Origin of the sequence: Exiguobacterium sp. H66 (genome assembly GCF_018618705.1) — a bacterium.
GTDB classification, from domain to species: domain Bacteria; phylum Bacillota; class Bacilli; order Exiguobacteriales; family Exiguobacteriaceae; genus Exiguobacterium_A; species Exiguobacterium_A oxidotolerans.
In genome coordinates, this window is the sequence record NZ_JACSMQ010000001.1 from 119,159 (window position 1) to 133,729 (window position 14,571).

Consider the following 14,571-nt stretch of genomic DNA (forward strand, 5'->3'; position numbering starts at 1 on the left):
CATGCGATAACGAGAGACAATCCGGTCGCGCTTCCCTGTCTCGCCTCGTCTTCAAAGCGGCAATCTTCCGCGCCGCTACAGCAAAGCTGCAGGGTCGCGACCGATTGCTTTTCGCTTTAAAAGCGATTCGAGACGGATTGCGCCCTAAACCGTCTGCATGACTGGATTTCCGTCATAGCGTTACCTAAAAAGCGTCACGTTTCGTTGACTCCTGCGGGGAAAAGTACGTTTTTAACGCACTTTTAGAGGCAGGCAAGACCCTGCTTCTTGTCCGTTAGGATCAAGGAGCAACGGCTTGCGCCTCGCCCGAGGAAAGCAACGAAAAAAGACGCTTGATCTCCCGACGGCACTTTGTCTACAGCCTGAAAAAAAAGATTCTTTTTTTATGTTTAGTTCTTCAATTTAATGGGAAAATTATTAATCGGAACGGTTAATCTTTGGAATAGCCCGTTAGTTTTGTAAGAGAAGAAGGAGGAATAATCATGTCATATGCAGTCATTGAAACTTTTAAACACATCGTCAACGAGGCTACTCGCTTTAATCGGGTCGACTTTGGTGGTTACGATATTTATATGCAGACGAACGATGGTCGCCTAATTACTGCCCACATCCGTTTCGACGGTGGTGGTGAAGATCAAAACGAGGCGTATTTACTCCTCGAATCAAGCACCGGTCAACGCCGGATGACGACACTGACGTTACATCAGTTCGAACATCTTTCATCCTATACTGCCCATAGCGAACGAATTCGAGCCCTCGAAAGTACGAGTGCTTAAGTGGTTTTCTAATACATGTCAACAGCGCCTCCCATTACAGGACGCGCTGTTTTTTTACACTTCTTCGTTTTCTAGACGCTCACGTTCCGCATGTGTTTGCGGGAAACCATTCGCTTGCCACTCTGCTTTTTGGATGGAATCGAGTTGTGTTAAGCCAACTTCCGATTCATCTTGACCTTGATCGACACTCGGACGACGATCGAGCTCAGCTGAATCACTGATGCTTTGATTTTGTTTCGCGCATGAACGTTTATATTGCTTGATTCCGAAAACAGACACTGCGGCTAAGCTACCTACAAACAGACTGCGCTTTAATGTAGTATTCATGATTTGGTTCCCCCTGCTTTCCATAGTAAATGATCTTACTTGAATAATGTTCCCTCAATGATTGCAGATTAATCACTTTCTAACCAAGGCTAAAAATTTTTTTCAATCCTTTTCACCCGTGTTTCTACATATTTAATAATTTAATCTAAAAACACTGGTCTCCTTTGCTTCATGAGGGTTCTAGTCATGCAGAGACGGCAAATGTACGCTATACTTTTAACAGGTGCTCAATCATAAAATCGAATGAATATGGCTGAGAGGACAAGTCCCAAGCAGAACAAACGCTTGCGTACGAAGTCCTTCTTTCATTTATTCGGTTCATTTCAAAGGAGGGAATCTTGTGTCATTGCTTCATTTGGCCATCTTGTTGCCATTACTTGCTAGTATCTTCATCCCATTCTTGTACAAACAGTTTCGCTCCGTGCATACGGGATGGTTCGTCTTGCTCGTCCCTCTTTCGCTCGTTCTTTACTTTAGTCAATACATCAGTCAGACGATGGCTGGGGAGACTGTCACGCAGTCGATGCAGTGGATCCCGTCACTCGGAATCAACTTCGTCGCTTACATCGATGGTCTCGGACTATTGTTCGCCCTGTTGATCACAGGAATCGGGACGCTCGTCGTTCTCTATTCCGTCTATTATCTCGACGCAAAAAAAGAGGCGCTGCATAATTTTTATGTCTACTTGCTTCTTTTCATGACGGCGATGCTCGGAATCGTCCTCTCTGACAACATGATTGTCATGTACATGTTCTGGGAGATGACTTCGATTTCTTCATTCCTGTTGATCGGGTATTGGTATGAACGGGAACGTTCCCGCTACGGTGCTCAAAAATCAATGTTGATCACCGTCTTTGGTGGACTTTCAATGCTCGGTGGGATCTCGATTCTTTCGTTACTATCCGGCTCCTTTAGTATCCGGGAGTCATTCAGTACACTCGGTACGTACAGTAATGATCCGATGTTTCTTGTTGCACTCGTCCTCTTTTTATTGGCAGCCTTTACGAAATCGGCTCAATTCCCGTTTCATATTTGGTTACCGGATGCGATGGAAGCGCCGACACCGGTCAGTGCTTACCTCCACTCGGCAACAATGGTCAAAGCCGGTCTCTATCTCGTCGCTCGGATGAGTCCGATCTTTGCCGAGACGCCACTTTGGTTCTATCTTGTCTCTGGCGTCGGAATGTTCACGCTATTCTGGGGATCTCTCAACGCTGTCAAACAAGTCGATTTAAAAGCAATCTTAGCGTACTCGACGATTTCTCAGCTCGGTCTCATCATGTCGCTCCTCGGTTTAGGAGCTGCTGCTTTGCAGGTCGAGGCATTGCCTGACAGTTTATATACGATCGCGACCGTCGCGGCCGTCTTCCACTTGATTAATCACGCGACCTTTAAAGGAAGCTTGTTCATGATGGCGGGAATCGTTGACCACGAAACCGGAACACGCGATTTACGTAAGCTCGGTGGTCTATCACAATTGATGCCGGTCACGTTTACAATTGCGATGATTGGAACATTGTCGATGGCAGGTGTCCCACCATTCAACGGTTTCCTGAGTAAAGAGATGTTCTTGACTGGAGTCAACGAAGTATCTGAATCCGGCTTATTCCATCTCGAAACGTTCGGCTTCTTATTCCCACTTTTCGCCGTCGTCGGAAGTATCTTTACGTTTGTTTACAGTTTACTGATCGTCTACCGGACGTTCCTTGGACCAAAACAGCATGATCAGTTACCAAAAAAACCACACGAAGCACCAATCGGGATGCTGATCTCACCTATCATTTTGGCTTCACTCGTCATCTTGATCGGTCTTTTCCCGAATATGTTGTCGGAAACGATCATCCGTCCGGCAGCCGAAGCGATCTTACCGCAAGTCCTAGCTGCTGGTGGTGAAATTGATGTCCACATTAAGCTTTGGCACGGATTGAATCTTGAACTTCTCTTCACCGTCATCATCATTACGGTCGGGTTCATCTTGTTCAAGACTTTCCCGAAATGGCAGTCACTCTATAATCGGATGCCGAAAAGTTTCTCGCTGAACCATCAATATGATGGCTTGTTACGCCGCGGGGAAAAAGTTTCGACGGCGATTCACGATGCGGTCATGACCGGATATATGCGGTCTTATCTCGTTTATATTTTCGGATTCATTGTCCTCCTCGTATTATCGAGCCTGTTTTTCTTCGATGCCTTTGCCTTCGACGTCGATCCCCTAAGCTCGATTTCCGCTTACGAAATCATCTTAGTACTCGTCCTCGTCAGCAGTGCGCTCTCGATCACGTTCGCTCGGTCGCGTTTGACATCAATCATTTTGCTTGGTGTTGCCGGTTATTCGGTCGCTTTGTTCTTCGTCTTGTTCCGTGCGCCCGATCTCGCTTTGACGCAACTCGTCATCGAGACAGTTTCTGTCGCACTGTTCCTGCTAGTGTTCTACCACATGCCGGAAATCAGTCGTAAAGAAGAACGAATTAAATTTAAACTTGGAAATGCTGCGATTTCAGCATTGGTCGGTCTCAGCGTGACGCTCGTCGCCCTGTCATCGCTCAGTCAACGCTCGTTTGCCTCAATTGCTAAATACTATATTGATAACGTGTATGAATTGGCAGCTGGCGGAAACATGGTCAATGTCATCCTCGTTGATTTCCGTGGTTTTGATACACTGTTCGAAATCAGCGTGCTTGCCATTGCTGGTCTTGGCATCTACGCGATGATTCACTTCAGAAAGACAGGAGGCATCGACAAATGAAAAAACCAATGAAAAAGAATACGAATGACGTCATTCTAGAGTCGGCGACGACGTTCATCACCTTCATTATTTTCTTGTTTGCCGTCTACTTGTTTTTCGCTGGACATTATACGCCAGGTGGCGGATTCATCGGTGGACTAGTCACTGCGTCTGCTCTCGTGTTGATTTTGCTTGCCTTCGACATCAAGACGCTTCGGCAAATCCTGCCGTTCGACTACAAGATGGTGACAGCCGTCGGGATGTTGATCGCTGTTTTGACGGCGTCCGGTGCCTTACTGTTTAATGTACCGTTCTTCACCCACGCCCATGGGTACTTTGATTTACCATTGTTCGGAAAAACGTCTTTGCATACGGCCATGTTATTTGACCTAGGTGTCTACTTCGTCGTCGTCGGCGTCACGATGACGATCATTCAAACGATTGGGGAGAGTGATTAACAGATGGAGATTATCATGGCGATAGCTGCAGGCATCTTGACGATGTGTGCCGTCTATCTCATTCTTTCAAAAAGTATTTTACGCATCATCATCGGAACCGGCTTACTCAGTCACGCTGCCCACTTAATCGTCATGACGATGGGTGGACTGAAGACTGGTGCTGCGCCTGTCCTTGAAGACGGAGTGACGAAATATACCGACCCACTCCCGCAAGCGCTTGTCTTGACCGCAATCGTCATTAGTTTCGGGGTAACAGCATTTTTCCTCGTTCTTGCCTACCGAGCGTATCAAGAGCTTGGGACCGATAATATCGAGGAAATGAAAGGAACCGATACGAATGATTAATTTACCGCTATTACCGATTTTAATTCCACTGCTGACTGGTGTCTTGTTGATGTTTTTCACGAAACGTCTGTGGATGCAACGTATCGTATCCTTCTTGTCGACGCTGTTGACGATTGGTGTCTCGCTTTACCTCGTCTCTCAAGTCAAGGCAAACGGGATTTTGACGGTCACACTCGGCAGTTGGCCGGCACCGTTCGGCATCACACTCGTTTCAGATATGTTATCCGCCTTACTCGTTTTGACGACGAGCGTGCTCGTTTTCTTCGTCATTTGGTATTCGATGACGTATCTGTCGGAGCAGCATCAACGTTTTTATTACTACATCGCCGTTCAGTTTTTGCTCGTCGGTGTCAATGGCGCCTTTACGACCGGTGATATTTTTAACATGTTCGTCTTCTTTGAAGTCTTCTTGATTTCATCGTATGTCTTGATCGTGCTCGGTGGTAAACCAGCGCAGTTACGCGAGTCGTTGAAGTATCTGTTGGTCAATGTCATTTCATCTGCTTTGTTCGTCATGACGGTCGCTTTTTTATACGGCATCATCGGCACGCTCAATATGGCAGATATCTCGCAAAAGATTTCTGAAATCAATCAGCCCGGAATCTTGAGTGTCATCGCGATTTTATTTTTAGTCGTCTTCGGCTTAAAAGGAGCGATTTTCCCGCTTTATTTTTGGTTACCTGGCTCGTACCAAGTGCCACCGACACCCGTCCTCGCCTTGTTCGGCGCTCTCTTGACGAAAGTCGGCGTCTACGGCATCTTGCGGACGTATAGTTTGTTCTTTTCGAACGAAATCGGAATCATCCACTCGCTTCTTGGTGGATTGGCACTGGCGACAATCATCATCGGTGTCATCGGCGCCCTCGCGACAAAAGATGCGAAACAAATCTTAATCTACAACATCATCGTTGCCGTCGGCGTCATCCTTTACGGCGTTTCCGTCATGACTCGTCAGTCGCTCGAAGGAGCCGTCTTCTACCTGTTACATGATATGTTAATCAAAGCAGCTCTCTTCTTGCTCGTCGGTATCATGGTCGGAATTGCGGGCTCGAGCCGTCTCAAAAGCATGGGCGGGATGATTAAAGCCTATCCGTTGCTCGGTTGGACGTATTTCATCGCTGCCTTGTCCTTGGCTGGTATCCCGCCGTTCAGCGGGTTCATCGGTAAACTATTGATCGTCCGTGGCGGGATTGAAGCGGGTGATCTCGTCGGACCGTTCATCGTCCTTGCGTCAAGTTTGCTTGTCCTCTATTCCGTCATGCAAATCTTCATTCGCGGATTTTGGGGTACACCGAAGACGTATACGGGTTCACGACGTCATCTCGTCAAACAATTGCTCGCTCCATCAATTCTTTTAGTAATGATTACCGTCGCGTATGGGATCGGGGCAGAAGCCGTTCGTCCGTTCATCACCCAAGCCGTTGATCCGCTCGTCGATCCATCACTCTATATTCAAGCTGTACTGAAGGAGGGCTAATCGATGCCATTTCAATTAATGCTCAATGCTTTTTTAGCCATCTTATGGATGTTTCTCTCGAACTCCTTCACGACTTCGTCATTCATCGTCGGTTATCTACTCGGGTTGATTGCGATGTTCGCGATGCGTCGCGGTTTCAGTAGCCGGTTTTACCTCGGTCCGGTCATCGCTCTAGTTCGCCTCTCGATTCGGTTTCTTTATGAATTGGTCGTCGCGAATATCGAAGTTCTGGCCGTCATCTTAAAACCGCGACTCGATATTCAGCCCGGTATCTTTGCGTACGAGACGACGTTAAAGAAAAACTGGGAAATTACGTTACTTTCTATGTTGATTACGTTGACACCCGGAACACTCGTCGTCGATATCTCAGATGATAATAAAACACTGTATATCCACGCGCTTCATATGCCAGAAGCGGATGAAGCTGTCGCTGCCATCCGGAATAGTTTTGAAAAAGCGATTCTGGAGGTGAGTCGATAATGTTCGAAATGCTGATCTATATCGCACTCGGAGGCGTCTTCATTTCCATGCTCGGTTTGTTTTACCGCGTCATCAAAGGACCCTCGATTGCTGATCGCGTCATCGCACTTGATTCAATCGGCATCAGTTTAATCTCCATCGTCGGTTTAGTATCCGTTCTCTTACGGACAAGTGACTATTTAGAAGTCATCTTGTTAATCGGTATTTTAGCTTTCATCGGGACTGTCGCCTTCTCGAAATTCATTGAGAAAGGAGAGATCATCGAACGTGATCGCAATAAATGAAATCTTCGTAGTCGCCTTTGCTTTAATTGGAGCCTTTTTCAGCATCGTCGCGGCTCTCGGGCTGATTCGTCTACCCGATATCTATACACGCGCACACGCAGCCTCTAAGAGCGCCACACTCGGCGTCATGAGTATTCTAATCAGCGTCATCATTTTCTTCGTGACAGAAGAAGGACTCTTTTCATCACGAACATTTTTAGGTATCCTGTTCGTTCTGACGACAGCACCAATCGGAAGTCATTTAATCGCCCGTGCTGCCTACTACAGTGACGTTCCCTTATGGAAAGGATCCGTTCAAGACGACCTCTCGAAAAACAAAGAACATGTCATGCCGAAAAAACGCATCAACCGAGACAACTAATTCTCGTTAATTCAACGCAAAAAGGACATCATCCTCCGATTTTTTACGGGAGATGATGTCCTTTTTCGTGAACGTCGTCACGTGTTTACGATTGAATTGATGTCGTTTCTGATGCAAATAAAAAGGTTAACTCCTCTTTATTTTCAACGAGCTCTGCTAGTGTGTGTTGTTCGAGTTCTTTAAGAAACGCACGCAAAGCGCGTCCAAGAATCCCTTTTAAGTGACAATTCGGCTCAATGATGCACCGGCCTTCTTCAGAAAAACATTCAACGATTTCCATCGGTTCCATCTCACGGACAACTTGTCCGATATTGATGTTTGCTGGATCCTTTATCAATCGTAATCCACCTGTCCGTCCACGCGTCGATTCCACGTAACCGAGTTTCGTCAACTGTTGCGTGACTTTCATCAAATGATTCGCTGAAATTCCATAATGGCTCGCGATCATCGGCATCGGCGTAATTTTATCTCGATGAACACCGAGATAGATCAGGACCCGTAATCCATAATCCGTATATTGTGTGATGCGCATCCAACCCGTCCTTTCTCAAGCGTCTTAAAACAATTTTAATTCATCCGAATTTTCTATGCCTAGCGTACTATTTTTTAGATAGAATCTGAAAATCAAATGTCCGATTTAAATTTTTCCATCTCACGCGTTTCGGCGAATAAACCGTTTTTTCATACAAGCATACGTAAGCACATCGCTCTTGGATCGTTTTTTTATGAATGATAAAAAAAATCAGCTACCTCCTTCCATAATGGGAGACAACTGATTTTTCTTGTATTCATTTATTTTTTTTATTCAGAGCGTGCAACACTTCATTAAATCGATCGGCATAGTTCGTAAAGACACCCGTCACCCCGTAATCAAGCATCCGCTCCATGTCGACTTTTTCGTTGACTGTATAGGGGTGGAGCAACAACCCGCGTTCCCGAATCATCGCTGTATTTTCCCGCGTCAATCCTTTAAAGGACGGTCCGAGTCCGACTGCGTACGTCTGTAGCTCGTCGAGTGCCTCAGGCGTCATCGCTTTGACCGTCGCCGCGTCCATCAATTGAACGAGCGGAAGACGTGCATCCAGCTGTTTGACTTTCAACAAACTTTCTTGACTGAATGATTGAATCATGACTTGCCCCGGTTTGACGCGATCGCTTGATAGACCATGACGTTGTAACGTTTTCAGTAATTTTTCTTCCATGCCCGGGTAAACTTCAGGTGATTTTGTTTCAATATAATAGTTCGCATGTTTGCCATACGTATCAAAAATCTCATCGAGTGTCGGGACTTGAAGTCCCTTATATTCAGCCTTCGCGTATTCAGGATTCGCCGTATTAAACCAGCTTCCTGCATCAAGTCGCTTGATTTCTGCTAATGTCTTGTCTTTGACGGCACCTGTTCCGTTTGTCGTCCGGTCGACCGTCTCATCGTGCATCGCAATCAGCTTACCATCTTTCGTCATCTGTAAATCGATTTCGATGTAGTCAGCTTTTAATTTTTTATGACTTAATTGATACGCCATCATCGTATGTTCTGGTGCATAACCAGAAGCACCGCGGTGGGCGATATTGACGACTCGATCCGGATCGAGTAACCCGTGTTTCTGTTGATGTGCCGAAGCATCGATGCTTCCAAAACTTGTTGCAACGAGTGCTCCTGTAAGTACGGTAACGCCAATCTGTTTCATCATGTTGTATTTCCCCCTTAAAAGTAACTTACAGACTGAATCTTACGCTGTGACTGTGAAGGAAACATGTAGTGCGGATGAAGAAGCTTTTAGAAACGATGACAACGATGTAATACTAAAAAACAATATCTCTGTCAATTATTAAGCGCACTTCTAATCGTGCTCTTCTTGTATGGTACACTTTGAATAGGGAATTATTCCCTGTAACTTCAACATCACTCAAGGAGGGCTCCAGTATGAAAGCAGCAGTATGGTACGGGCGAAAAGACTTACGAGTAGAAGAAGTTGAATTAGCAGAAATGAAAGACAACGAAGTTCAAGTAAGGGTCGCATGGGCTGGGATTTGCGGAAGTGACTTGCATGAGTATGAAGAGGGTCCCGTTTTCATGCCTAGTCAAACAGAAGATATGTTGACGGGTCAGAAGACTCCATTAACCATGGGACATGAGTTCGCTGGAGTAGTCGAAAAAGTCGGCGCAAAAGTCTCTGGAATCAATCCAGGTGACCGTGTTGCGATTAATCCGACTTTGACACACGGCAACAAACATGAAGATGTAGATATATATGATGGGTTCAGTTTTATTGGATTACATGGAAATGGCGGATTTACTCGGTTTGCGAACGTCCCACAAGATAACGTGTATATCTTGCCTAAATCGTTATCCCTTCAAGATGGCGCTTTAGTAGAACCGATGGCCGTTGCCGTGCAAGCTGTGAAAGAATCTGGTTTACAATTTGGTGATACAGTTGCAGTATTTGGAGCTGGTCCGATTGGTTTAGTAACGATCGTAGCTGCAAAAGCTGCTGGAGCAAGCAGAATCATTGCTCTTGACCTTTCAGAAACTCGTCTAGAAAAAGCGAAAGAGATGGGGGCAACAGATACAATTAATCCAGGTGAAGTAGATGCAATCGAAGCGATTAAGGGCTTAGAAAAAGAGGGTGTCGCTATTACTTTTGAAGTAGCAGGAGTTGGTCCCACTTTCAAACAGGCGATTGATGCGACAAAAGCGAGAGGCACTATGGTGATCGTCTCGATTTTTGCAGGTCCTATCGAATGGAATCCGATGCAACTGACCGGAAGTGGCGTTAAAATCACTTCAACCATCGCTTACTCCCCAACTACTTTCCAACAAACCGTCGATTTGATGGGGACAGGTCAACTTAAACCACAAGGTATAGTGACGGATCAGATTCAATTAGAAGAGATTGTCGAAAAAGGGTTCGAGACCTTAAGCAATGACAAGTCTCAAGCTAAAATCCTAGTTGAACTGAGCGGCGAGCTATGAAATGTTCGAACCGTGCCGACCCTGCTCCTCGTGTCTGAGGGCAGTACGGGAAGAATGAATCTTTCTTCGGATGACATGATTTAGTCTAAAAAACAGGCATTCCCCTATTCCCTAGGAGAATGCCTGTTATTTTTAAGGTTTACGCTTCAAAAATCAATGATTCTGGATCTTCAAGTAAATCTTTGATGTGTTTCAAGAACGTCACGGCTTCTTTTCCATCCACAATCCGGTGATCGTATGAAAGTGCGACATACATCATCGGGCGGTTTGCCATCCGTTCTGCATCGATTGCGACGGGGCGTAAGTTGATTGCATGCATCCCGAGAATCGCAACTTGAGGACCATTCAAGATAGGTGTCGACATCAATGAACCGAATGTCCCACCATTCGTGATCGTAAACGTCCCACCCGTTAGGTCAGACAGACCTAATTTATTGTCGCGTGCTTTAACAGCCAAACTGATGATATCTTTTTCAATCTCACCAAAGTTCTTTTTGTCCGCGTCACGGACGACCGGAACGACGAGTCCGTCTGGAGCAGACACGGCGATGCCGATATCATAGAATTTCTTAAGGACGATTTCGTCGCCTTGGATTTCAGCATTCAAGTACGGCATTTTTTTCAGTGCTGCGACGGCTGCTTTCGTAAAGAAGGACATGAAACCAAGTTTGACATCGTTGTCTTTCACGAATTTTTCTTGGCGTCGTTTCCGTAATGCCATCACGGCCGACATATCGATTTCGTTGAATGTCGTCAACATCGCTGCCGTCTGTTGCACTTCGACGAGACGGTTGGCAATCGTCTTACGACGACGTGACATTTTAATCCGCTCTTCCGGTTTACCTGGAGCTGCTTGTGCTGGTGCTTTCGGTGCCGGTGCTGCTTGTTTTTCCTTTACAGGTGCTTGCTCACGAGGTGAAACTTCGAACGTCGCGACATCTTGAACACGAATCCGACCGAGTGGGTCTTGTGTCGCCACTTGCGCGAGATCGATTCCTTTTTCCCGTGCCAATTTCCGAGCCGCTGGAGAAGCGATCGGACGATCAGCCGCTGATGTTTTTTCAGTTGCTGCGACTGCGACCGGTTGTTCTTTTTCAGGTTGCTTCGCTTCTTCTTGTTTCGGTTCTGCTTTTGGCGCTTCTGCTTGTTTCGGCGCTTCCGCTTCTCCACCAACCGTGATGATGGCGATTGTTTCCCCGACACGTACCGTATCCCCTTCTGCTGCCATCACTTCTGATAATGTTCCCGCTTCGTCTGACGGTACTTCGATGTTTACTTTGTCCGTTTCCAGTTCAACGATTGCTTCCCCTTTTTCTACGTGATCGCCCGGTTGTTTCAACCACGAAGCGACCGTCCCCTCTGTAATTGATTCGGCAAGTTCTGGTACTTTGATTTCCATCGTTTTTGTCCCCCTATGACTATGGTTCAATCTCTGCTAAATCGCTTTCGTTACGCGTTCGTATTCGATGTTTGTTGTTCGTTCTCCGTCCGTGCTGCTGTCCGAGTCAACGCATCATGAATGATACGCGCTTGTTCGACTTTGTGACCGGTCGGATCTCCTTCAGCTGTACTCGACCGGCGTCTGCGACCAATATAACGGACTTGTGTGATTCCGTTAGGTGCGACGGACTCAAGGCGTGGTTCGATATAAGACCACGCGCCCATGTTCTTCGGTTCTTCTTGGACCCAAACGACTTCTGTCACATTCGGATAACGCGCGACTAACTCCTTCAACTGTTTCGCCGGGAACGGATAGATTTCTTCGACGCGGACGATATGCAGCCAGTCATATGACTCGTCCGACTTCGCGAGTGCATCCGCTAAATCAATCGCGACTTTCCCCGTTGCGAACACAAGACGTTCGACGCGTTCCGGTGATTGACCTAATCCCTCTTGTTCGACGATTCGCTTGAACGAACCGGATGTCAACTCTGATAAATCGGATGTCGCAAGTGGATGACGAAGTAAACTTTTCGGCGTCATCACGACAAGCGGACGAACTTCGTCTTTGCCGAGAATGGCGGCTTGACGACGCAATAAGTGGAAGTACTGTGCTGCACTCGTGACGTTTGCGACTGTCCAGTTCTTTTCACCGGACAATGTCAGGAAACGTTCCAAGCGACCACTTGAGTGTTCTGGACCTTGCCCTTCGTACCCGTGTGGCAACAGCATGACAAGACCTGATGTTTGACCCCACTTCGCGCGACTTGCGGCGATGAATTGATCAAAGATGACTTGCCCCGAGTTTGCAAAGTCACCGTATTGCGCTTCCCACAAGACAAGTGTCTCTGGCGCAAAGACGTTATATCCATATTCAAACCCGAGTACGCCAGCTTCCGATAACGGACTGTTATAGACGGCGAATGATGCTTGCGCTGATTCTAACTCATGCATCGGTGAGAACGATTTCCCTGTTTTCACGTCATTCAAGTTAATGTTTCGTTGTGCAAACGTTCCCCGCTCCGAATCTTGACCGCTGAGACGGATTGGTGTGCCATCTGACAGGATTGAAGCAAAGGCAAGCGTTTCGGCATGTCCCCAGTCAATTCCCTTGTTCGTCGTTAAAGCATCCGTTCGCCGTTTTAAGACTTTTTCAAGCTTATGGAAGACCGTGAACCCACTCGGCCATGCGAGTAGCTGGTCATTGTAATGAATCAATTTATCCTTCTCGACCCCCGTCTCAATCGACGGAACCCCTTTGAATACGACATCCGGCATGATGCCCCCGTATTCTTTTTCGACGTTTGGTACTTTTTCGCGCGCCGCTTTCATCACATCACTAATCTCAGCTTCGATCGTTTTGACTTCCTCTTGCGATACTTCCCCGCGTTCGACAAGATCTTTTGCATAGAGGACACGCGCTGTGTCATGGTTATGGATCAACTCATACAGGACCGGGTTCGTATTCATCGGCTCATCCATCTCATTGTGACCAAACCGGCGATATCCGATTAAATCAATCAAGACATCCTTGTTGAACTTCGCACGGTATTCGCTTGCTAAGAGCGCGACTGCTAAACAGCTTTCCGGCTGATCCGCATTGACGTGGAAAATCGGAATCTCATAACCTTTCGCTAAGTCACTCGAATAACGTGTCGACCGTGAATCGGTTGGCTCTGTCGTGAAGCCAATCGTATTGTTGGCGATGATATGAATCGTACCGCCCGTGTTGTACCCCTTCAAGTTCGTCATGTTCAAGGTCTCTGCGACAATTCCTTGACCAGGGAAGGCAGCATCACCATGAATTAAAATCGCGGCTGCTTTATTTTGACTTTGCGTCGGCATCCCCTTGTCGGAGCGATCGTCTTGCGCCGCCCGCGTGAACCCTTCGACGACAGGATCGACGAACTCGAGGTGTGACGGGTTGTTCGCAAGTGTCACGCGGACGTTCGTCGATTGTTGTTCCATTTTGCGATTGAGCCCGAGGTGATACTTAACATCGCCTGTCCAACCATACGTAATTCCGATTGACCCTTCTGACGGGACAAGGTCATGATTTGGCGCGTGCTGGAACTCTGCGAAAATCATTTCGTACGGTTTCCCGAGCACGTGAGCGAGCACGTTCAAGCGTCCACGGTGAGCCATCCCGATATTGATCGTTTCTGAACCGTTCGCAATCAAGTGACCGATAATCGTATCAAGCAATGGAACCATCGCGTCGAGTCCTTCGATTGAAAAACGTTTTTGTCCGACATATGTTTTATGAAGAAACTTCTCGAACAACTCCGTTTCAGCTAGTCGTTTGAACAATTGTTTCTTTTGGTCATTCGTCAGTTTCGCCGTCAACGCACCTTGTTCGACTTTTTGACGTAACCATTTCTTTTCGTCTAAATCATCAACGTGTTGGAGTTCGACTGCCGCCGCTCCCGTGTATTGCGCTTTTAAGTGCTCAATTGCTTCGAATGCGTCCGAAAGACCTGCAGGTGGATCTGGACAAACGAGTGAGACCGGCATCGTCCGTAAATCTGCCTCCGTTAATCCGAACTGCTCTAATTCAAGCAATTCGTTCTCACGCGGATGATCTTTCAACGGATAAATATCTGCCGCAAGGTGACCCTTCGCCCGAATGCGTTCTGCGAGACGATGCGCGGCTAAATATTTTTCGAAATCCCCTGTTTCTACGTGCACTGGTGTGACAGTTTCTGTGACCGGAGCACCGTGTGTCTCAAAATAAGCACGCGTCTCTTCGTCAATCGAAGAAGCATCTTCTAAAAATCGTTCGTACATCTCGATGATGTATCCAAGGTTCGGTCCATAAAATGCTTGTTGCTCCTGTTCCCGGCTTGCCATGTACGGTTCCCCCCGTTTCATTCATTTCACCATTTGAGCTGCTCAACACAGCCCGTTCCCAGCTCTCTACCTGT

14 protein-coding genes are annotated in these 14,571 nt (G+C 46.9%); 9 read left to right on the top strand and 5 right to left on the bottom strand.

The window, feature by feature from the left end:
• Positions 1-482 precede the first annotated feature (482 nt).
• Entirely contained in the window at positions 483-776 is a 294-nt protein-coding gene (locus tag KNP88_RS00640) for a hypothetical protein (protein WP_214891904.1), read from the top strand.
• A gap of 54 nt (positions 777-830) precedes the next feature.
• On the opposite strand, the gene KNP88_RS00645 is transcribed toward KNP88_RS00640, so the two are convergent.
• Positions 831-1,103, bottom strand: coding sequence for a hypothetical protein (locus KNP88_RS00645; RefSeq protein WP_088837238.1), 273 nt, complete (start codon positions 1,101-1,103; stop codon positions 831-833).
• 340 nt (positions 1,104-1,443) lie between these two features.
• On the opposite strand from KNP88_RS00645, the gene KNP88_RS00650 reads away from it, so the two are divergent.
• From KNP88_RS00650 to mnhG, 7 genes are read left to right on the top strand one after another with little or no spacing between them, the layout of a single operon-like run.
• Positions 1,444-3,849: a Na+/H+ antiporter subunit A gene (locus KNP88_RS00650; RefSeq protein ID WP_214891906.1), complete on the top strand. Its 2,406-nt coding sequence runs from the start codon at positions 1,444-1,446 to the stop codon at positions 3,847-3,849.
• A complete protein-coding gene (locus tag KNP88_RS00655) occupies positions 3,846-4,286 on the top strand; it encodes a Na(+)/H(+) antiporter subunit B (protein ID WP_200872396.1) in 441 nt (146 codons plus the stop codon). Before KNP88_RS00650 ends, KNP88_RS00655 begins: the two co-directional genes overlap by 4 nt.
• 3 nt (positions 4,287-4,289) lie before the next feature.
• The gene (locus tag KNP88_RS00660; RefSeq protein WP_088837240.1) at positions 4,290-4,631 is read left to right on the top strand and encodes a Na(+)/H(+) antiporter subunit C; all 342 of its coding nucleotides are present in this window, start codon (positions 4,290-4,292) and stop codon (positions 4,629-4,631) included.
• Positions 4,624-6,108, top strand: a complete 1,485-nt coding sequence (locus KNP88_RS00665) for a Na+/H+ antiporter subunit D (RefSeq protein WP_214891908.1) — start codon at positions 4,624-4,626, stop codon at positions 6,106-6,108. The genes KNP88_RS00660 and KNP88_RS00665 overlap by 8 nt, the downstream gene beginning before the upstream one ends.
• A gap of 3 nt (positions 6,109-6,111) precedes the next feature.
• Positions 6,112-6,588: a Na+/H+ antiporter subunit E gene (locus KNP88_RS00670; RefSeq protein ID WP_088837242.1), complete on the top strand. Its 477-nt coding sequence runs from the start codon at positions 6,112-6,114 to the stop codon at positions 6,586-6,588.
• Between the two features lie 8 nt (positions 6,589-6,596).
• The gene (locus KNP88_RS00675; RefSeq protein WP_369834785.1) at positions 6,597-6,872 is read left to right on the top strand and encodes a Na(+)/H(+) antiporter subunit F1; all 276 of its coding nucleotides are present in this window, start codon (positions 6,597-6,599) and stop codon (positions 6,870-6,872) included.
• Entirely contained in the window at positions 6,856-7,233 is a 378-nt protein-coding gene (mnhG, locus tag KNP88_RS00680) for a monovalent cation/H(+) antiporter subunit G (RefSeq protein WP_088837244.1), read from the top strand. The genes KNP88_RS00675 and mnhG overlap by 17 nt, the downstream gene beginning before the upstream one ends.
• Before the next feature lie 85 nt (positions 7,234-7,318).
• On the opposite strand, the gene KNP88_RS00685 is transcribed toward mnhG, so the two are convergent.
• Together KNP88_RS00685 and KNP88_RS00690 are read right to left on the bottom strand one after the other, a co-directional pair.
• Positions 7,319-7,765: an Rrf2 family transcriptional regulator gene (locus KNP88_RS00685; protein ID WP_214891910.1), complete on the bottom strand. Its 447-nt coding sequence runs from the start codon at positions 7,763-7,765 to the stop codon at positions 7,319-7,321.
• Between the two features lie 256 nt (positions 7,766-8,021).
• Entirely contained in the window at positions 8,022-8,924 is a 903-nt protein-coding gene (locus KNP88_RS00690) for a glycerophosphodiester phosphodiesterase (protein WP_214891912.1), read from the bottom strand.
• A gap of 233 nt (positions 8,925-9,157) precedes the next feature.
• Between KNP88_RS00690 and KNP88_RS00695 the strand changes: the two genes are divergently transcribed.
• The gene (locus KNP88_RS00695) at positions 9,158-10,207 is read left to right on the top strand and encodes a 2,3-butanediol dehydrogenase (protein WP_214891914.1); all 1,050 of its coding nucleotides are present in this window, start codon (positions 9,158-9,160) and stop codon (positions 10,205-10,207) included.
• A gap of 139 nt (positions 10,208-10,346) precedes the next feature.
• Here the strand turns inward: KNP88_RS00695 and odhB are convergent, their stop codons facing one another.
• Both odhB and KNP88_RS00705 read right to left on the bottom strand, forming a co-directional pair.
• The gene (gene odhB, locus KNP88_RS00700; RefSeq protein WP_214891916.1) at positions 10,347-11,606 is read right to left on the bottom strand and encodes a 2-oxoglutarate dehydrogenase complex dihydrolipoyllysine-residue succinyltransferase; all 1,260 of its coding nucleotides are present in this window, start codon (positions 11,604-11,606) and stop codon (positions 10,347-10,349) included.
• A 50-nt stretch (positions 11,607-11,656) separates the two neighbouring features.
• A complete protein-coding gene (locus KNP88_RS00705; protein WP_214891918.1) occupies positions 11,657-14,518 on the bottom strand; it encodes a 2-oxoglutarate dehydrogenase E1 component in 2,862 nt (953 codons plus the stop codon).
• Between the last annotated feature and the right edge of the window lie 53 nt (positions 14,519-14,571).

Excerpts from the sequence above, each read along its gene's own strand:
- KNP88_RS00690 (WP_214891912.1), bottom strand. The coding sequence starts at position 8,924 with ATGATGAAACAGATTGGCGTTACCGTACTTACAGGAGCACTCGTTGCA.
- KNP88_RS00695 (WP_214891914.1), top strand. The coding sequence starts at position 9,158 with ATGAAAGCAGCAGTATGGTACGGGCGAAAAGACTTACGAGTAGAAGAA.
- KNP88_RS00675 (WP_369834785.1), top strand. The coding sequence starts at position 6,597 with ATGCTGATCTATATCGCACTCGGAGGCGTCTTCATTTCCATGCTCGGT.
- KNP88_RS00705 (WP_214891918.1), bottom strand. The coding sequence starts at position 14,518 with ATGAAACGGGGGGAACCGTACATGGCAAGCCGGGAACAGGAGCAACAA.
- KNP88_RS00670 (WP_088837242.1), top strand. The coding sequence starts at position 6,112 with ATGCCATTTCAATTAATGCTCAATGCTTTTTTAGCCATCTTATGGATG.
- KNP88_RS00685 (WP_214891910.1), bottom strand. The coding sequence starts at position 7,765 with ATGCGCATCACACAATATACGGATTATGGATTACGGGTCCTGATCTAT.
- odhB (WP_214891916.1), bottom strand. The coding sequence starts at position 11,606 with ATGGAAATCAAAGTACCAGAACTTGCCGAATCAATTACAGAGGGGACG.
- KNP88_RS00645 (WP_088837238.1), bottom strand. The coding sequence starts at position 1,103 with ATGAATACTACATTAAAGCGCAGTCTGTTTGTAGGTAGCTTAGCCGCA.
- KNP88_RS00640 (WP_214891904.1), top strand. The coding sequence starts at position 483 with ATGTCATATGCAGTCATTGAAACTTTTAAACACATCGTCAACGAGGCT.
- KNP88_RS00665 (WP_214891908.1), top strand. The coding sequence starts at position 4,624 with ATGATTAATTTACCGCTATTACCGATTTTAATTCCACTGCTGACTGGT.
- KNP88_RS00655 (WP_200872396.1), top strand. The coding sequence starts at position 3,846 with ATGAAAAAACCAATGAAAAAGAATACGAATGACGTCATTCTAGAGTCG.
- KNP88_RS00660 (WP_088837240.1), top strand. The coding sequence starts at position 4,290 with ATGGAGATTATCATGGCGATAGCTGCAGGCATCTTGACGATGTGTGCC.